The 18,390-nt window shown below is 71.2% G+C and carries 15 protein-coding genes; 8 read left to right on the forward strand and 7 right to left on the reverse strand.

The annotated features are described in order from the left end of the window. Positions 1-12: 12 nt before the first annotated feature. Both ACIBHX_RS32540 and ACIBHX_RS32545 read left to right on the forward strand, forming a co-directional pair. On the forward strand, positions 13-798 hold the full coding sequence (locus ACIBHX_RS32540; RefSeq protein ID WP_397071182.1) for a glycerophosphodiester phosphodiesterase: 786 nt from the start codon (positions 13-15) through the stop codon (positions 796-798). Between the two features lie 9 nt (positions 799-807). Further along, positions 808-2,220, forward strand: coding sequence for an MFS transporter (locus ACIBHX_RS32545; protein ID WP_397071183.1), 1,413 nt, complete (start codon positions 808-810; stop codon positions 2,218-2,220). Between the two features lie 112 nt (positions 2,221-2,332). On the opposite strand, the gene ACIBHX_RS32550 is transcribed toward ACIBHX_RS32545, so the two are convergent. Further along, complete coding sequence (locus tag ACIBHX_RS32550; protein WP_397071184.1) at positions 2,333-2,830, reverse strand: winged helix-turn-helix transcriptional regulator; 498 nt, start codon at positions 2,828-2,830, stop codon at positions 2,333-2,335. A 33-nt stretch (positions 2,831-2,863) separates the two neighbouring features. Between ACIBHX_RS32550 and ACIBHX_RS32555 the strand changes: the two genes are divergently transcribed. The 3 genes from ACIBHX_RS32555 to ACIBHX_RS32565 all read left to right on the forward strand — a co-directional run bounded on the left by ACIBHX_RS32555 (position 2,864) and on the right by ACIBHX_RS32565 (position 4,627). After that, a complete protein-coding gene (locus tag ACIBHX_RS32555) occupies positions 2,864-3,370 on the forward strand; it encodes a nuclear transport factor 2 family protein (protein WP_397071185.1) in 507 nt (168 codons plus the stop codon). Positions 3,371-3,570: 200 nt separating this feature from the next. Beyond that, positions 3,571-4,161: a hypothetical protein gene (locus ACIBHX_RS32560; RefSeq protein ID WP_397071186.1), complete on the forward strand. Its 591-nt coding sequence runs from the start codon at positions 3,571-3,573 to the stop codon at positions 4,159-4,161. Positions 4,162-4,282: 121 nt separating this feature from the next. Continuing rightward, on the forward strand, positions 4,283-4,627 hold the full coding sequence (locus ACIBHX_RS32565) for an RNA polymerase-binding protein RbpA (RefSeq protein WP_397071187.1): 345 nt from the start codon (positions 4,283-4,285) through the stop codon (positions 4,625-4,627). A gap of 72 nt (positions 4,628-4,699) precedes the next feature. Here ACIBHX_RS32565 and ACIBHX_RS32570 read toward each other — a convergent pair whose 3' ends face one another. Then, entirely contained in the window at positions 4,700-4,987 is a 288-nt protein-coding gene (locus ACIBHX_RS32570) for a hypothetical protein (protein ID WP_397071188.1), read from the reverse strand. Positions 4,988-5,062: 75 nt separating this feature from the next. Next, the gene (locus ACIBHX_RS32575) at positions 5,063-6,241 is read right to left on the reverse strand and encodes an ROK family protein (RefSeq protein ID WP_397071189.1); all 1,179 of its coding nucleotides are present in this window, start codon (positions 6,239-6,241) and stop codon (positions 5,063-5,065) included. A 79-nt stretch (positions 6,242-6,320) separates the two neighbouring features. Here ACIBHX_RS32575 and ACIBHX_RS32580 point away from each other — a divergent pair, with 79 nt between their 5' ends. Further along, a complete protein-coding gene (locus ACIBHX_RS32580) occupies positions 6,321-8,186 on the forward strand; it encodes a DUF5107 domain-containing protein (protein WP_397071190.1) in 1,866 nt (621 codons plus the stop codon). A gap of 15 nt (positions 8,187-8,201) precedes the next feature. Continuing rightward, a complete protein-coding gene (locus ACIBHX_RS32585) occupies positions 8,202-10,721 on the forward strand; it encodes a family 20 glycosylhydrolase (RefSeq protein ID WP_397071191.1) in 2,520 nt (839 codons plus the stop codon). Between the two features lie 458 nt (positions 10,722-11,179). On the opposite strand, the gene ACIBHX_RS32590 is transcribed toward ACIBHX_RS32585, so the two are convergent. The 4 genes from ACIBHX_RS32590 to ACIBHX_RS32605 form a co-directional block, all read right to left on the reverse strand. Then, positions 11,180-11,692, reverse strand: a complete 513-nt coding sequence (locus ACIBHX_RS32590) for an FxsA family protein (protein ID WP_397071192.1) — start codon at positions 11,690-11,692, stop codon at positions 11,180-11,182. 63 nt (positions 11,693-11,755) lie between these two features. Next, positions 11,756-12,493, reverse strand: a complete 738-nt coding sequence (locus ACIBHX_RS32595; RefSeq protein WP_397071194.1) for a polyprenol monophosphomannose synthase — start codon at positions 12,491-12,493, stop codon at positions 11,756-11,758. A 2-nt stretch (positions 12,494-12,495) separates the two neighbouring features. After that, complete coding sequence (gene lnt, locus ACIBHX_RS32600) at positions 12,496-14,169, reverse strand: apolipoprotein N-acyltransferase (RefSeq protein WP_397071195.1); 1,674 nt, start codon at positions 14,167-14,169, stop codon at positions 12,496-12,498. A gap of 511 nt (positions 14,170-14,680) precedes the next feature. Further along, positions 14,681-16,843 (reverse strand): HelD family protein, encoded by a 2,163-nt coding sequence (locus ACIBHX_RS32605; RefSeq protein ID WP_397071196.1) that lies wholly within the window; start codon positions 16,841-16,843, stop codon positions 14,681-14,683. A 343-nt stretch (positions 16,844-17,186) separates the two neighbouring features. Between ACIBHX_RS32605 and ACIBHX_RS32610 the strand changes: the two genes are divergently transcribed. Then, complete coding sequence (locus ACIBHX_RS32610; protein WP_397071197.1) at positions 17,187-18,386, forward strand: ROK family protein; 1,200 nt, start codon at positions 17,187-17,189, stop codon at positions 18,384-18,386. The last annotated feature ends 4 nt before the right edge of the window (positions 18,387-18,390 follow it).

An 18,390-nucleotide genomic window follows, 5' to 3' on the forward strand; every position in this document is an offset into this window, starting at 1 on the left:
CATACTCGGGTCGTGCTCAGCCGACGCTTCACTTTCCTCGACCATCCGGGGCCGCTGGCCTTCGCCCATCGCGGCGGCGCCCTGGAAGGTGCGGAGAACACCACCGCCGCCTTCGAGCGCGCGGTGGAGCTCGGCTACGCCTACCTCGAGACCGACGCGCACGCCACGGCCGACGGCGTGCTGCTCGCCTTCCACGACCACACCCTCGACCGGGTCACCGACCGCACGGGCCGCATCTCCGAGCTGCCCTACAGCGAGGTACGGCGGGCCCGCATCGGCGGCGTGCACGAGATCCCGCTGCTGGCCGACCTGCTGGGCAGCTGGCCGCGCGTGCGCTTCAACATCGACGTCAAGGAGACGGCCGCGATCGAGCCGCTGGCCGAGGCGGTCAAGCACACCAACGCCTACGACCGGATCTGCCTGACCTCCTTCTCCGACCAGCGCCTGCTCATGGCCAGGACGGCGATGGGCCGCGAGGTGTGCTCGGCGCTGGGGCCGCGCGGCGTGGCGGCGCTGCGCGCGGCCGCCACCACCTCGGGCTACGGCCGGCTGCTGACCGGTCTGGCCCGCTCGGGCGTGCCGTGCGCGCAGGTCCCGACGGGCCTGCGTGGGCTGCCCGTCACCACCCGTTCCTTCATCCGTACGGCTCACGCGGTAGGGATGCAGGTGCACGTGTGGACCATCAACGACCAGGCCCGCATGGAGCGCCTGCTCGACCTGGGCGTCGACGGCATCATGACCGACAACATCAGCGGCCTGCGCGACGTGCTGGAGCGCCGCGGGCAGTGGCATCCCTAGGAGCCCTCCTTGACCCTCACCGCACCCCCCGCGGCCCGTCGCCGTGAGCAGCGCGGCTGGTACTTCTACGACTGGGCCAACTCGGTCTTCTACACCACGATCATCTCGGTGTTCCTGGGGCCGTACCTGATCCCGGTGGCCAAGACCGCCGCCTGCGCCAAGGACTTCCCCACGATCCCGTCCGACCAGTGCGTGTCCGGCTTCGACAAGCTGGTCGAGACCCACCCCGGGCTGGGATACGTCGACGTGCTGGGCGCCGACATCCGGCCGGCCGCCTACTTCGGGCTCATCACGACCGTGGCGGTGCTGCTGCAGATCGTCTTCCTGCCGGTGGTGGGGGCGCTGGCCGACCACACCGGGCGCAAGAAGGAACTGCTCGGCGGCTTCGCCTACCTCGGCGCCCTGGCCACCATGGGCCTGTACTTCGTGGCCGGCGACCGCTACCTGCTCGGCGGCGTGCTGTTCATCGTGGCCAACCTCGCCTACGGCTCGTCGGTGGTCGTCTACGACTCCTTCCTTCCGCAGATCTCCACCCCCGAGGAGCGCAACGGCGTCTCCTCGCGCGGCTGGGCGATCGGCTACCTGGGCGGCGGGCTGCTGCTCGCGCTGAACCTGGTGCTGTACCTCAACCACGAAGGGCTCGGCCTGACCGAGGGCATGTCGGTGCGCATCAGCATGATGTCGGCCGGGCTCTGGTGGGCGATCTTCACGATCATCCCGCTGCTGGCGCTGCGCAACCGGCCCGTGGCCGCGCACGAGACCACCGCGATGCGCTCGGTCGGCGGCAGCTTCAGGCAGCTGTGGGGCACGCTGAGGGACCTGCGCCGCTACCCGTTGACGCTGCTGTTCCTGGTGGCCTACCTGATCTACAACGACGGCGTGCAGACCGTCATCGGCAACAGCGCCGCCTTCGCCTCCGAGGCGCTCAAGCTGAGCAAGACCGTGCAGATCAGCGCCATCCTCATGGTGCAGTTCGTGGCGTTCTTCGGCGCACTGCTGATGGGCTGGCTGGCGCACCGCTTCGGCGGCAAGCGCACCGTGCTGGGCAGCCTGGTCGTCTGGACGGCCATCGTGGCCGTCGCCTACTTCCTGCGCGAGGGGGCGGCGGTGCAGTTCTACCTGCTGGCCTTCGCCATCGCGGTGGTGCTCGGCGGCACGCAGGCCCTGTCGCGGTCGCTGTACTCTCAGGTGATCCCGCGCGGCAAGGAGGCCGAATACTTCAGCCTCCAGCAGATCAGCGACAAGGGGTCGGCCTTCATCGGCTCGCTGACGGTCTTCTCGGCCCTGCAGCTGACCAACAGCTACCGCATCGCCATCATCTCGATGGTCGTCTTCTTCATCGTCGGCTTCTTCCTGCTGGCGGCCGTCAACTTCCCCAAGGCCATCCGCGCCGCGGGCAACGAAGTCCCCGACCGCATCTAGCCTGCTTTCCGGTACGGCAGGCCGCGGCCACCGGCCGCCCGCCGTACTCCGGTCGCGGGCCCGCGACCGGCGCTTGCGGCGAGTCGATGACGGTGCCCCGCCGTCACGGCGCTCAGGACCCCAGCGACGCCGGCCCTGGGGAGGCGAGGAGCATCGTCCCCGGCCCCGGCGCCGCGCCGGGGCCGCCGATCACCCTGACCGTGTCGGCCGTCACCTCGCCGCCGCAGTGCGGGCAGTCGACGACGGGAGTGAAGCGCTCGCCGCAGGAGTGGACCAGCAGCGCGGGCGGCCCGCCGGGCGGGGTGGACCAGCGGTCGCCCCACGCCATCAGCGTCATCAACGCGGGCACGATGTCCCTGCCCGCCTCGGTCAGCACGTACTCGTGGCGCACGGGCCGTTCCTGGTACGGCCGGCGCTCCAGCACGCCCGTGGCCACCAGGTGATCGAGCCGCCGCGTCAGCAGGTTGCGTGAGATGCCCAGGTCCTCGGCCAGATCGTCGAACCTGCGCAGGCCGAGGAACACATCGCGCAGGATCAGCGGCGTCCACGGCTCTCCGATCACGCCCATGGTCTGGGCGATCGAGCAGTGCATCTCTCCGAACCTGTTCATGGACCCAGGATAGTGGGTTGATAAAGTGAACCCATGTCAGTTCACATTCAGGACTCACTGGCCCGCGCCTACCGCGAAGCGGGCGAGGCACACGACCTCGACGCCCTCCTGGCCACCCTCTCCCCCGACGTGGTGTTCCACTCGCCGCTCAGCGACCGGGCCCGCTTCGCGGGCCACGACCAGGTGGGCGAGCTGTACACCGCGGTCTTCTCCGTGCTGTCGGACATCCGCTACCACACCGACCTGGGCGACGAGACGACCCGCATGCTGGGCGCCACGGCCCGGCTCGGCCGCCAGCCCCTGGAGGAGGCGGCGCTGCTCCACTTCGACGACGACGGTCTCATCGCCGAGATCACCATGTGGTTCCGGCCGCTGCCGGCCCTGACCGCCCTGATGGCCGCACTCGGCCCGATCATGGCCCGCTCCATCGGCAAGCCCGGCCTCCCGCTCCTCGTCGCCGCCGCCGTGAAGCCCCTGGCCACCCTCACCCGTGTCGGCGACCGGACCCTGGTACCGCTCCTCACCCGCCCACGTCCCTGACGATCGGTCACACCTGACCCACGCCACGACGGCGCGGGCCGTACACCAGCGCCACCCGCCCGCGCGGGCCGTACATGAAGCGCCCGCGCGGGCCACACCTGAAGCGCCGCACAGAAAGGAGAGCGGTGCTCTTGACGCGTGCCGCTCTGTTGCGAGAGCATTGCTCTCACAACAGAGCAACGATCCCTCAGGAGACACCTGTGAAGCGCTCCCCCCTCACCGCGCTGGCATTCGGCCTTGCGGGCATCGCGTTCTTCATCTACCCGGCCATCCGCCCATCAGGTGACGACGCCGTGGCGATGGCCTCGGACAACTGGGTCAGCGGGCACCTGTCGGCCATGCTGGGATTCGTGCTGCTCGGGCTCGCCGTGCTGGGGTTGCACCAGCGGCTGGGCGACCGGCTGTCACTGCGGGCGGCCGTGGTCACCTGGATCGGCGCGGGGCTCACGCTGCCGTACTACGGCGCCGAGGACTTCGGGCTGCACGTCATCGCCCGCCACTACCCCGCGACGACCGCCGCCCTGGCGCAGGAGTTCCGTTTCGGGACCATTCCTGTCACCATGTTCGCCGGCGGCCTGGCGATGCTCGGGGTCGGCGCGATCATGGCGGCGGTGGCGGTCTGGCGCACCGGGGTGCTGACCAAGTGGAGCGCCGTGCCACTGGCCGCGGGATTTGCCCTGTTCATCCCGCAGTTCTTCGGCCCGTACTCGCTGCGGATCGCCCACGGAGTTCTCATCGCGGTGGGCGGATTGTGGCTGGCGTTCGAGATGTGGCGCTCGCGCGAAGCCTAACTCCTGCCGAAGAGCGCGATTGGATCACCTCGCAGGTGGGAATCCCATCACGGTACCAAGCGTTAAACACCGTGGGAGACAGACCCCCCATCTTCGGGGGCCCTGTAGGAGGCATTTAGACATGGGCGAGCGCGCGCTTCGTGGCACCCGGCTCGGGGCAACCAGCTACGAGAACGACCGTAACACGGACCTGGCCCCACGCCAGGAGGTGTCCTACACCTGTCCCAAGGGCCACATCTTCGAGGTCCCGCTTGCCGCCGAGGCCGAGATTCCCGCGACCTGGGAGTGCCGGATGTGCGGCGCGACAGCGGTCCGGCTGGACGGCGAGCAGCCGGAGTCCAAGAAGACCAAGCCCCCGCGGACCCACTGGGACATGCTCCTGGAGCGCAGGTCGATCGAAGACCTGGAAGAGGTGCTCAACGAGAGGCTGGCGGTCCTGAGGGCCCAGCGTCGCAAGAGCGCCTGACGATTTCTCACGGTGAAGACCCCGGGCACCCGTGCCCGGGGTCTTTTCACGCCCGTACGGCGAGCCGCCGATTCAGGCGCCGAACGCGGCAGCCGCGCCGACGCCGAGGAAAGCGAGCGCCGCCAAGCCGTTCAGCCAGGCCGTCTGCCTGTGACCGGCCCCGGCAGCGAGGCCGGCGAGCAGGCCACATCCCGTCCCGATCGCGAGGAAGGTCCCGCCGGCCATCGCCGGGTCCGCGGCCGCCGCGATGACGCCGAAGAACACCGCGGCGCCGATGGCCACCATCGAGAGACAGGCGCATCCCGCCCGAGCGGCGGGCGTCGGCGGTGCGTCGGGCTGGGATTGAGGTGCAGGGACCATCACCCGACGCTAACGACTGCTACACACAGTGGTCAGGCGCTTCGCTCGTTCGTGTTTATTAAGATGGAGACTGACCTAAACAGCGGGTGAGCGCAAGGGCTGGACCGGGGTGTCCTCCGAGCCGAGCAGCCGGTCGGCGAGGTAGCCGAGGGCGTGCCAGACCGCTCCGAGAGTGACCGCGTCCGAGCCGAAGGACGAGGCCACGACCCGCGGCGTGCGCATGCAGCGCAGGTCCATCTCCGCCTCGAGCACGGGAAGCATGAGGTCCGCCCGCGCGGCCATCGTGCCGGTGAGCACCACCATCTCCGGGTCGACGATGGAGACCGTGCTGGCCACCGCCTCCGCCACCACGCGGGAGTACCGGGTGAAGGCGGCGACCGCCTCCGGCCGCCCCTCCCCCGCGGCGGCCAGCACGTCCCTGGTTTGGTCGCCAGTCGCGCCGCCGCGCGGGACGGCCACGCACTCGTCGAGGTGGCCGATGGCGTGCTCGCAGCTCAGAGCGCTGAACCGGGACAGGTCGCCGGCGACTCCGCCGTGCCCGCGCCGCAGCTGGCCGTCGATGACGATACCGAGCCCGACCCTGCGTCCCGCCTGGACCACGATGACGTCACGCACGCCGCGCGCCGCCCCCAGCCGCTGCTCCGCGAGCGTCGCCAGCCGTACGTCGTTCTCCGCCATGACGACGCCCGGCACCCGGCCGGTCAGCCGTTCGACGAGGTTGACGCCGCGCCAGTCGGGAATCGCGGCGCAGGCCAGCACGGCGCCGTCCAGGTCGAGCGTGCCGGTGCTGGCGACGGCCGTCACCCACACGTCGTCCTCGGCGATCCCGGCCGTGGCCAGGCACTCCAGGACCGCCTCCCTGGCCATCGCGAGCCGTTCCCCGGCGGGCGTGGCGGGGGCCGGCAGCCGCACCGCTTCGCCGCGCAGGTCTCCGCGCAGGTCGGCGACCGCCGCCCTGATGGTGTAGGCGCCGATGTCCAGCCCCACCACGTTGCCCGCCTCGGCGCGGAAGCGGTACCGGTGCGCGGGACGCCCCCTGCCGGTCGCCACCGGCTCCTCCTCGGCGACCCAGCCCTTGGCCTGCAGCCCGCGGACCACCTCGCCGGCCGAGGCCCTCGCCAGGCCCGCACGCTCGGCGATCTCCGCCAGCCGCAGCTCTCCCGCGCTCCTGATGATCTCGAGCACGGCCTGCTCGTTGATCTGCCGCAGCCGGTTGAGATCGCCCGCGGGGAACAGCGTTCTGGCCTCAATCACCTATCGCCTCTTCCTGAAGGGGGCCTCGAAGGATTATCTTCAGTCTCCATCAATATTACCTCACAAGGACGGAGGAACAGTGACGGGATCGACTCTAGAGGCGTCGCTCGTCCGGATCCGGATGAGCGATCCTGGCACCGCGAGCAGACTGCCGATCCTGCACGGCACGGGCCCGCTCGCGTCCGCGGAGGGCACCGATCTCGACACCTCGTACGGCCGGCCGTACACGTTGCTGCCCTACCACGCGCAGGACGGCTACGCCCGGGCTCCGCGGGAGGTGGACTGCACGGCCGCGATCCTGAGCAACGAGTGGCTGGTCGCGACCTTCCTGCCCTGCCTCGGCGGCCGGCTGTGGTCCCTGGTGGACAGGGTCACCGGCGAGGACCTGCTGTACCGGCCGGACGTGCTCCAGCCGGGCAACCTGGCCCTGCGCAACGCCTGGTTCCCCGGTGGCGTCGAGTGGAATCTCGGGGCGACCGGGCACTGGCCGCTGACCTGCGCGCCGCTGTTCGCCGGGCGGGTGGAGGGCCCGGACGGCATGCCGGTGTTGCGAATGTGGGAGTTCGAGCGCATGCGCCGCCTGGTCTTCCGCGTCGACGCCTGGCTGCCGCCCGGCGAGAGGAGGCTGTTCGTCAGGCCGCTGCTGCACAACCCGCACGACGAGCCGGTTCCCGTCTACTGGTGGTCGAACATCGCGGTCCCGGAATCCGACGGGGTCCGGGTGCTCGCTCCGGGCGAGTCCGCCTACATGATCGACCACACCGGGCAGGTGCGCACAAGCGCCGTCCCCCGCCGGGACGACGGGTATCCGGCCAGGTCCACCCAGCCGACCGACACCTTCTTCGACATCGGCCGGGGACGGCATCCGTGGATCGCCGCCATCGGCGAGCACGGCACCGGCCTGCTGCACTCCTCTACCGCCCGGCTGCGCGGGCGCAAGCTGTTCCAGTGGGGCACGGGTCCCGGCGGGCGCCGCTGGCAGCAGTGGCTCGGTGGCGCGGGCGCCTACCTGGAGATCCAGGCAGGCCTGGCCAGGACCCAGCTGGAGCATCTCCCGCTGGCGCCCGGGCACACCTGGGCGTGGACGGAGAGCTACGGCCCCGTCGAAGTGGACCCGGCCGTGGCGCACGGCGCGTGGCCGCGGGCGGTGGAGGCCGTCGCCGCCCGGGTGGACGAGGCGCGTCTCGGCCGCGCCGACTCCGAGGCCGGCGGCTGGTCCGCGAGGGAACCGGCCGAACTGCTCACCACCGGTTCCGGCTGGGGAGCCCTCGAGGTTCTCGTGGGCGCTCTGCCGTACGACGCGGCCACGCCGTTCCCGCGCGAGACGCTCGGTCTCGAGCAGGAGCCGTGGTCGCGGCTGGTGCGAACGGGCAGGCTGCCCGTCAGCGACCCGCCGGCCGCCACCGTCACCGGGCCGATCTGGCGCAAGCTGCTGGAGGGCCAGGAAGCGGACTGGCACGCCCTGTTGCAGCTCGGCCTGGCGCGCCTCGCGGACGGCGACGAGGAAGGCGCGCGGCAGGCGTGGCAGGAGTCCGCGGACCTGCGGGAGACGCCGTGGAGCCTGCGCAACCTGGCCCACCTGGATCGTGACCGCGCGCCCGGCCTCCTGGCATGCGCGCACCGCCTGCTGCCGGGATACCGGCAGCTGACCGCCGAGACCCTGGCGGCCCTGATCGGCGCGGGGCGCGCCGCCGAGGCGCTCCACCTGGTCGACGAGCTGGACCCGGCCCAGCGGGCCAACGGCCGCATCAGGTACTACGAATGCCGCGCCGCCGTGGAGGCCGGTGAGATCGCGCGGGCGGCACGCCTGCTCGCCGAGGGAATCGAGATCGACGACCTGCGGGAAGGCGAGGACAGCCTGGACGCGCTGTGGTTCGCCTACCAGCACGCAGCTGACACCACCGAGCCGCTGCCCGAACGCTACGACTTTCGCATGCACCCCTAGAGAGGACTTGGGACCGTGAGACCACCCCTCAGACTCATCGCCGCGTTCCTCACCGTGCTGTTATCCCTGGCATCCCCGATCGTCCTGCCGGCCGGGCCGGCCCAGGCGGATGCTCGTCCCCTGACCGTCCCCGCGCTGCGGGAGTGGACCGCCGCCGCCGGCTCGTTCGGGTACGGCTCCGCGAGCCGGATCGTGCTCGATCCCGCCACGGCGTGGGGCACCACGGGCCAGACCGTCGCCGACGACCTGGCGGCGCTCACCGGAACCCGGCCGGCCGTCGTCAGCGGCACCAGGCCGGCCGCCCAGCCCGGCGACATCCACCTGGCGCTGGGCGCGACCGACACCGCGCTGGGCGAGGAGGGCTATCGCCTCGAATCGGGGCCCGTGCTGTCCATCAGCGCACGGACGATCGCGGGAGCCTTCAACGGCACCCGGTCGGTCCTGCAACTCCTGCGGCAGTCGCGGACGATCGCGGCCGGCGTGGCCCGCGACTGGCCGACCTCGCCCCAGCGGGGCATCTGGTTGGACACCACTGCCCGCCACTTCGACCCGCTCTGGTGGCACAACCTGATCAGGGACATGTCCTACCTCAAGCTGAACGAGCTGGGCATCCAGATGTACGGCGACGGCCAGCCCACCGAGGCAGACCTGTCCGACCTGGTGGCCATCGCCGACCGCTACCACATCAACGTCACCCCGCAGCGTCAGGTGGCCGGCCACGCCGACCTCGACATCCTGAAGGGCCACCCGGAGTACGCCGTCGGCACGAGCGGCCTGGCCGCGGGCGCCTTCGACTTCACCAAGCCGGGGGCGCTGGCCATCGCGCAGCAGGCCATCGAGGAGACCATCGCCAGGTTCCCTGGAAAGTACTTCCACGCCGGTGGCGACGAGGTCCTCGCCTATCCCGGGACGGGGATCACCTGGGACGACTACCCGCAGTTCGCCGCGTTCGCCAGGGCCAAGACCGGCAATCCCGCGGCGACCGGCGGTGACGCCTTCGACTGGTACTTCAACTGGATCAACGGCATCGTCAAGTCCCACGGCAAGACGCTCGCCATGTGGAACGACTTCCTCCAGCCGGACGGCGTACTCCGGATCGACCGCGACATCATGATCGACTACTGGGCCCACCCGACGGGGCACACCGGCTTCACCGCGCAGCAGCTCGCCGACGCGGGGAACAAGGTCTCCAACATGAACGCGCAAGGCCTCTACTACGACGTCGGCCAGAACCATCCCGACCCCCGCGGGATCTACGAGAACTTCGACGTCACCGCGTTCAACGGCGGCGCGGTCACCGGCTCGGCCGTCTCGTCCGTCCTGGGCGCCATGATCGCGGTGTGGACCTGGACTCCCCCCAACGCACCCGCGGAGAGCAACCAGGAGATCATCGGGCGGCTGTACGAGCCGATGCGGTCGCTGGCCCAGATCGACTGGGGCACGCCCAAGCTCTACCCGGCCTTCGCCGACTTCAACGCCCTGGTCCACCGCCTCGGCCGGGCGCCCGGATACCTGGTCACCCCGGCCACCCACGGCTCCGGGCCCGGCATCGGCGCGGGCTTCGAGATGAACGGCGAGCTGAGCGTCGTCCAGCGGATGCCCGACGGCACCGTCAGGCACGGCTGGCAGAAGGTGCCCGGCGGCGGCCCCTGGCAGTTCGAGACCTTCCCGACCGGGGTGCTGCACAACGTCGCCACCGACCCGGTACTCGCGCGCTACCCCGGTGGCGTCAAGACCCTGGTGACCCGGCGCTCCGACGGCATGCTCCTGCAGGCGACGCAGTACGTCGGCGACGCCGGACCGTGGCTCTACCGCGAGCTGGGCGTCTCGGCGACCGGCAGGCCCGCGATCCTGGTGGGCGCCGACGGGCGGCTCGCGCTCGCCGCCCGGCAGGCCGACGGGAGCCTGCTGGTGGGCCGGGAGAGCGCCGAGCGCGGCACGTGGACGTTCAGCAGCGCCGGGGCGGGCATCGCGGGTGATCCGAGCATGGCGCTGGACCGCGCCGGGAAGATCGCCATCGCGGCCAGGAGCACCTCCGGGCTGCTCGTCCTGCTCCGCGAGCGTCCCGACCTCGGATTCGACTCCACCACCATCGGGCAGCCGGGCGTCGCCGGCACCCCCGCGGTGGCGGTCAACACGCACGGCGAGCTGGTCTACTTCGCCAGGACCGGCGGCGGCCAGGTGCAGTACGGCAGGGAGTCGGCCCCCGGCCAGTGGCAGTACCAGAACGTGGGCCCTGGCGGCCTCGCGGGCGACCCCGCGGCCGAGGTCGACGTCAACGGCAGGCTCGTCTACTTCGCCCGCACCGCGAGCGGGCACCTGCAGCACGGCTGGGAGTCCACGCCCGGCAGCAGGACCGTCTTCACCATCGAGGATCTCGGCTCCGGCATCACCGGGGAGATCTCCACGAGCAACGACGTCTCCGGCAGGCTCGCCTACTTCGCCGCGGACTCCACGGGCCGTGTCCGGCACGGCTACCAGACCCGGCCGGGCAACGGCCCATGGGGCACGTGCCACCTCGAGCTCGACTGCTGACGACACCACTCACGGGACAGAAGATGAAACGATCAATCACGTCGGTCGCCGGTGTCCTCGCCCTCTGCGTGAGCCTGGCCGCCTGCGGTTCCGATGGCGGCCGGGCGGCCAAGGACGGCACGCCCCAGGAATTCACCATCAGCAGCCGACATCCTCGGCCATCGCCACTCCCTTACGAGGTTATCGCTGGATTCTGACGATAATCGGCCCCTGCAGGTTTGTGAAGTCCTCACCAGTACGGCGGGCGACCCGAGACCGTAGGTCCCGGGTCACGCAGCGCCGTGGCGGTGGGCAAGCGGCTCCGACTCGCCGGAAGCGCCGGTCACGGGCCCTCAGCCGAAGTATGGCGGGCGGCCGGTGGCGGCGGCCCTGCCGTACATCATGCAGATTTCGATAGGAGCCCATCTAAAACACTGCGATGGTCGTCTAACAGTGCCGTGGGCAAGCAGGAGCGGGAATCAGCGATCGGGGTTGCGGGGGATGACCTGGCCGGTGACAGGCGCGTCGTCGTGGATGACTTCGCCGTGGACGACCTGGCCGTCCGGCTCCGCGCGGCCCTGGAAGGGGTCGGCGAAGAGCCCGGCGTACGGCGACGACGCGGCCAGGCGCTTGACGCGGCGGTCGAAGAACCAGGCGCCCAGGCGGCGCATGAGGGGCCGGGTGAAGGGCAGGACGCAGGCGAAGCCGAAGATGTCGGTGATGAAGCCGGGAGTCAGCAGCAGAGCGCCGCCGACCAGGATCAGGCCGCCGTCGGCCAGTTCCCTGTCGGGCATCCGCCCGGACTGCAGCGCCTCCTGCAGAGCCCGCCACGCCCGGCGGCCCTCACGCCGCACCAGCCACGCCCCGAGCAGGCTGTCGGCGATCAGCAACGCCACCGTGGTCCAGCCGCCGATGACCGAGCCGACCTGGATCAGCACCCAGATCTCGAGCACGGGCACCACGAGGAAGGCCAGGAAAAGCAGCAGCCGCATCGTTTCTCATCTCCCACAAGCACGCCTACGAAAGAGTCAACGCCCGCGGCGCCCGAGACGTTCCTACCTACGCCGTAGTCGCCGCGGCAAACCTGTGAGTCCCCACAGGGTGACCCGCCACAGCGCCTCGGCGACCACCCGCCCGCTCATCTTGCTGGTGCCGATGGTCCGCTCGACGAAGGTGATCGGCACCTCGGCCACGCGCAGCCCGTCGCGCGCCGTACGCAGGGTGAGGTCGACCTGGAAGCAGTAGCCCTGCGACTCCACGTCCGACAGCCCGATCTTCTCCAGCGTGGCGGCCCGGTAGGCGCGGAAGCCGGCCGTGGCGTCGCGGACGGGCAGCCCGAGCATGAGCCGCACGTAGACGTTGGCCCCGCGGGACAGGAACTCGCGCCTGGCCGGCCAGTCGACCACCTTGCCGCCCGGCACCCAGCGCGAGCCGATGGCCAGGTCGGCGCCGTCGGCGACGGCCTCGAGCAGTTTGGGCAGCTCCTCCGGCTGGTGGGAGCCGTCGGCGTCCATCTCGACGAGCACCTCGTAGCCCTCGGCCAGCCCCCACCGGAACCCCGCGATGTAGGCGGCGCCCAGCCCCTGCTTGCCGGGCCGGTGCAGCACGTGGATGTGGTCGTCGGCGGCGGCCAGCCCGTCCGCGACCGCCCCGGTGCCGTCGGGGCTGTTGTCGTCGGCGACCAGCAGGTGCGCCTCGGGTACGGCGGCGCGGATCCGCTCGGCGATCATCGGCAGATTGTCGCGCTCGTTGTAGGTCGGGACCACCACGAGTACCCGGCCGATCGCTTCCATGCTCAGTCAGTCTCCATCCGCTCGTCCCCCGCCCCGTCGGCCCGGCGCCGGCCACGCCACCAGGCGTAACCCGCGGCGGCCGCGCCCAGCAGCGCCAGCGCCCACTCGGGCCACGGCCCCAGCCTGGTGGCGATCGTGGTCTGCGTGCGCACGGGCACCTTCACCACGTTCATGTCGGCGACCCGCTCGCGTGTCTGCCAGGCGACCTTGCCCTCCGGCGTCACGTACGCCGAGATACCGGTGGTGGCGGCGGTCACCACCGCCCGGTTGTGCTCGACGGCGCGCAGCTGCGACATGGCCAGCTGCTGCGGCGGCAGGTTGGACAGCGCGTAGCTGGCGTTGTTGGTCTGCACGACCAGCGGCGTGCCTCCGGCCTTGACCGTCTCGCGCACGGTGGGGTCGTAGGCCACCTCGTAGCAGTTCACCGCGCCGATCGTGACCGGCCCCAGGCGCAGGTCGCCCGGTTTGCCGCCCGGCACCGACTGCCGGCCGACCAGGTTGGCCCGCTCCCAGAACTTGAGCACGAGGTCCTTGAACGGGGTGTACTCCCCGAAGGGCACCAGGTTCTGTTTGTCGTAGTAGGCGCCGGGCCCCGTCTTCGGGTCCCACACCAGGCTGCGGGTGGCGCGGTTGGCGTCGCCGATGGCGACCACGGCGCCGACCAGCGTGGGCACGCCGACGCTCTTGACCGACTGGTCGATCGTGGCGCGCGCGAACTCGTCCCGGTAGGGGTCGATGTCGGTGGAGTTCTCCGGGAGCACGACCAGGTCGGGCTTGATGAACTTGCCATCCTGTACGGCTCGCGCCAGCCGTTCGGTCTCGGTGGCGTGATTCTTCAGCACGACGGCGGGTTCGTCGCCGAAGGCGTACATGCCCTTGCCCGGCACGTTTCCCTGGACGATGCCCACGTTGACGGTCCTGCTCTCACCGCCGGGCCTCGGGATGGCCACGGTGATGAGCGGCACGGCCAGCGCCACGGCGACCGGCACCGCCTTCCGCCCGAGCCCCGCCTCGCGCCGGAGCACCGCGCAGGCCAGGAGGGCGCCGGAAACGACGACCGCGAAGGAGACCAGCGGCGCCCCGCCCAGCGCGGCGTACTCGGTGAACAGCGACTCGCCCTGGCTGAAGGCCAGCCGGGCCCACGGGAAGCCGCCGATGGGGACCAGGCTGCGCGCCCACTCCATGGCCACCCACAGGCAGGCGAACCACAGCGGCCACCACCGCAGCCGGAACACCAGCGCCGCCAGTGCCGCCATCACGGCGTAGAACAGGCTCTCGACGCCGACCAGCATGACCCACACGTCGTCGCCGATGGACCGCACCCAGGCCAGCGTCGGCGTCAGGAACACCGCGGCGGCCAGGTATCCCAGCCAGGCGGCCCGGCGCGGGCGCGTGCCGTACAGCGAGCCCGCGATCAGCGCGATCCCCAGCGGCGCGCACACCCACCACCCGAGCGGCGGGAACGCCAGATACAGCACCACCCCGCCGACGGCGGCCGCGAGCACCCGGGCAGCCAGCACCAGGCGCGATTCCCGCACCGGCGCGCCCTCGGCGCTCGGCGTGGCATCCGCGGAGGCGGACGGCGGCACGGGGGCGTCGGGCAGCGGCGAGTCGGGGGTGGGCGGTAGGCCCGTCTTGTCCTGCACCACGCCGGGTTCTCCTCGCGAGTCGCGCACCGTCTCACGGCAACGCTACCGCCCCGCGGCCCCAGTCCGGACAGGCGATGACCGGCCGCAGGCAAAGATCGCTACACCGGCAGGGTGGCCCCGCGGCTGACGGTAGCCGCGCGACCACCCGGCGCTTGATGGTGGTCCTTGAGCACGGGAGCGGGAAGAGGGCCCGGAAACCCTTCGGACCGGACCCGTCTCGTCGGCGGCGAGCGCGGAATTCCGTTGTCTACTGGGCTACCGGGCCCGTCCCGGGTCCAACCCCCCGCCCGGTTGGGGTGCCCCGACTCGACGGACCGACGGCCCTGCACCTGGCTGTGTGGACAGAACCCGGAACAAGAAACCGGGCGCTGTCACGGACGCAGGATCCGTCGATGTCAGAGACGGCCAACCGGCCAAGTCCCGTGCTGGACTGCGCAGCAAACTACCGACTCCAACTCAGATGTCAACCGTGTCCCGATCAGCGGAAACATCAAGTTTCCGCAGGTAGGACATGCACGACCTACTGGATCAATGCCCATTAGTCGCCATTGAGGGGCACGCGGCGCAACCCCTGCAGCGCCGGTGCCAGCGGCCGGGAGTGGACCACGCCGAGCCGCTGCGTGGCGCGGGTCAGCGCCACGTACAGGTCGCTCAGCCCGCGCGGCGACTGCCCGGCGATGAGGTCCGGCTCGGCCACGATCACCGAGTCGAATTCCAGCCCCTTGGCGTCACTCACGCCCATCACCGCGACCGGCGCGTCCAGCGCGGCGGACGACACGCCGCGGTCTCCCCCGGCGGCGCCGACCACCACAGTGCCGTCCACGACCGCGGTGACCCGGGCGCCGAGGTCGGTGAGCAGCGCGTCCGGGACCACGACGGCCACCTTGCCGCCCTCGCCCACCTCGGCCTTGACCAGCTCGGGCAGCGCCTCCAGCGGCGCCTCCCACGGCTCGAACCCGGTCTCGCGCACCGAGGTGGGCGCCTCCAGCCCGGGATCGATGGAGGCCAGCACACGGGCCGCCACGGCCATCAGCTCGACCGGCGTGCGATAGTTGACGGTCAGCGACGCCTCACGCCACCGGCCGGCGACGTAGGGATCCATGACGGCGCGCCAGGAGCGCGCTCCGGCCGCCGAGCCGGTCTGCGCGATGTCGCCCACGATCGTCATCGACCGGTTCGGGACGCGCCGCATCACGACCCGCCAGGCCATCGCCGACAGCTCCTGCGCCTCGTCCACGATCACGTGCCCGTAGGCCCAGCTGCGGTCGGCCGCGGCCCGCTCGGCCGTGGTCAGGTAGGGCCCGTCGCCGCGCTGCCGCTCGGCGAGCCGTTCCGCCTCCATGACGTCCGACAGGCCGGTCAGCTCGAGCACCTCGCGGGCGTAGGCCAGCTCGGCCTCGCGCTGGAGCTCCTCCGACTGCCTGGAGGCGGCCAGTTCCTCCTCCGCCTGCGCGGCGGTGGCCCGCAGCACGTGCTCGTCAATCTCGCCGAGCAGCTCGGCCGCCTCGTCCAGCAGCGGCACGTCCGATTCGGTCCACTCGCCCCGCTCCCGCAGCAGCAGCGCGCGCTCACCGGCCGACAGCAGGTCCCCCGCGGCCGCGCCCAGGCGCTCGGCGGAGCCGTACAGGCCCAGCAGCAGGCCCTGCGGGGTGAGGTAGGGCCACAGCCGGTTGAGCGCGCTCTTGACGACGGGCTCGGTGCGCAGATCCTCGCGCAGGTCGGCCAGCTCGTCGTCGTCGATGAGGCCCCGGCCCAGCTTCTTGGCGGCCTGCCTGGCCAGCGCGTTGAGAAGGGACCGGACGAAGACGGTGCGCGCCTGGTTGTGCGGGCGGCGCGAGCGCACGGCCTTGTTCCTGGCCGACTCCAGCATGCCGCGATCGATGGTGAGCGCGTAGCGGCCGAGCCTGAGCTCGATCGGCTTGCGCGGCACGCGCTGCCTTTCGCGTACGGCTCGCGCCAGCACCTCGGCCATGCGCAGGTCGCCCTTGAGCGCGGCCACCTCGGCCCGCTCGCGGGCGGTGGCCGTCACGCCGGGGAACAGCTCGCCCACGGTGGACAGCAGCACGTCGGTCTCACCGAGGGAGGGCAGGACCTGCTCGATGTAGCGCAGGAAGGTCAGGTTCGGGCCAAGGATGAGCACGCCACGGCGCTCGAGCCGCTCGCGGTGGGTGTAGAGCAGGTAGGCCGCCCGGTGCAGGGCGACGACGGTCTTGCCGGTGCCTGGACCACCCTGCACGACCAGCACGCCGTTGAGGTCGGCCCGGATGACCTTGTCCTGTTCCGCCTGGATGGTGGCGACGATGTCGCGCATGCGGCCGGTGCGCCGCTCGTCCAGCGCGGCCAGCAGCGCGGCCTCGCCGTTGAGGGTGGCGCGGTCGTCGTCGCTGAGGGAGTCCAGGTCGAGCAGGTCGTCGTCGACGCCGACCACGGTCCTGCCCTTGGTCTGCAGATGCCGGCGCCGGGTGACGCCCATCGGCGCGGCCGGGGTGGCCCGGTAGAAGGGCTGGGCGACGGGCGCGCGCCAGTCGATCAGCAGGCGCTCCTGCTCGTCGTCGGTGAGCCCGAGCTTGCCTATATAGAGGCGGCCCTCGTCGACGTGGTCGAGCCTGCCGAAGACCAGGCCGCGCTCGACCGCCCACAGGCGGGCCAGGCGGGTGGCGTACATCTCGGCGAAGGTGTCGCGCTCGGACCTGTTCTGCATGGTGCCGATCGCTCCGGTGGCCAGGACCTCCTTCAGCTGGCGCTGTGTGCGCTCACGCAGGACGTCGAGCCTGTCGTAGAGGCGCGTGACGTAGTCCTGCTCTTTGGTGAGCTCCGTTTGACGAGTTGCTGTCGGACCACTACTGTGATTAATGGGACACTCCGGGCCATTCTGTCTCTTGTTACGACAAACGACGACGTTAGCACGCCTGTTGAGGCACTCCCATCATTCCTTTCCCTGGCTACGGTCACGGCTTGGTTTCACCTCTTGACCGGGCACTGCCCTACTCCGTACGTTCGCATCAAGTTAGGAAACTTTCCTAACTTCGGTCGAAGGAGTCGCAGTGAGCAGTCCGGTCCCGGGAACCCCCAGTCTGCTACGTGCGATCAACGATCGCGCGGCACTGCAGGCACTCCTGGATCGCGGCCCGCTCACCCGGCCCGAGATCGGGACGCTGACAGGTCTGTCCAAGCCCACAGCATCCCAGTTGCTGTCGCGGTTGCAAGAGGCCGGCCTCGTGGTGCTCGACGGCATCCGCGAGGGGCTGCCCGGCCGCACCGCCGAGGTGTACCGGATCAACCCGGCCGCTGCCTACGTGGCCGCGCTGGACGTGACGCCCGACCGGATCGAGGCCCGCATCGCCGACATCACCGGCGCGATCGTCGGTGAGTACACGCTGCCCACCTCGCGCAGGCCGGGCGGCGAACTGGTCGAGCGGCTGCGGGCCGCCATCGAGGGCGCCGAGCCGCCGGACAAGCTGCGCCGCGTCGTCATCGGCGTTCAGGCCGCCATCGACCCGTCCACGGGCCGGCTCGGCTACGCCACGGCCAAGGACATGCCCGGCTGGCACGTCGCCGACGTGGTGCCGACGCTGAGCGGCGGGCTGGACGTGCCGGTGGACGTGGAGAACAACGTCAACCTGGTGGCGCTGGCCGAGCAGGCACACGGCGCCGCCAAGGGGCACACCGACTTCGTGCTGCTGTGGGCCGACGAGGGCATCGGCTCGGCCATCGTGCTCGGCGGGCGCATGCACAGGGGCGCGACCGGCGGCGCGGGCGAGGTGGGTTACATGCCCACGCCTGGCGCCCCGACCGCCAGGGAGGCGGGCCGGTACGCCAACCACGGCTACCAGGCCCTCACCGGCGGCCCCGCCGTACTCAAGCTGCTGCGCTCCTACGGGGTGCGCGGCCAGGACTTCCGCCAGGCGATCGCGAACGCGGTGCACGCGGCGGAGGGCACGGGTCACAAGGCCGAGGACGCGCGCGCGGGACTGCGCGACATCGCGGCCAGGGTGGCGGTCGGCCTGGCCGCCATGACCTCGGTCATCGACCCGGGCCTGATCGTGCTGACCGGCGGCGTGGTGCTGTCCGGCGGTGAGACCCTGCGCGAGCTGATCGAACACGAGCTGCACGCGCTGACCATCCCGCGGCCACAGCTGCGTCTTTCCACTGTCGAAGGCAACCCCGTTCTCGCGGGCGCGCTCGACCTCGCCCTGGACACCGTCCGTGACGAGGTCTTCAGCTCCACGGTCCCCACGCCTTAAAGAG

The organism is Nonomuraea sp. NPDC050536 (assembly GCF_044457685.1).
Taxonomy (GTDB): Bacteria; Actinomycetota; Actinomycetes; order Streptosporangiales; family Streptosporangiaceae; genus Nonomuraea.

Bases quoted from the DNA above. Each gene is read 5' to 3' on its own strand.
- ACIBHX_RS32550 (WP_397071184.1), bottom strand. From the start codon at position 2,830: ATGAACAGGTTCGGAGAGATGCACTGCTCGATCGCCCAGACCATGGGC.
- ACIBHX_RS32555 (WP_397071185.1), top strand. From the start codon at position 2,864: ATGTCAGTTCACATTCAGGACTCACTGGCCCGCGCCTACCGCGAAGCG.
- ACIBHX_RS32565 (WP_397071187.1), top strand. From the start codon at position 4,283: ATGGGCGAGCGCGCGCTTCGTGGCACCCGGCTCGGGGCAACCAGCTAC.
- ACIBHX_RS32570 (WP_397071188.1), bottom strand. From the start codon at position 4,987: ATGGTCCCTGCACCTCAATCCCAGCCCGACGCACCGCCGACGCCCGCC.
- ACIBHX_RS32590 (WP_397071192.1), bottom strand. From the start codon at position 11,692: ATGCGGCTGCTGCTTTTCCTGGCCTTCCTCGTGGTGCCCGTGCTCGAG.
- ACIBHX_RS32595 (WP_397071194.1), bottom strand. From the start codon at position 12,493: ATGGAAGCGATCGGCCGGGTACTCGTGGTGGTCCCGACCTACAACGAG.
- ACIBHX_RS32605 (WP_397071196.1), bottom strand. From the start codon at position 16,843: ATGCAGAACAGGTCCGAGCGCGACACCTTCGCCGAGATGTACGCCACC.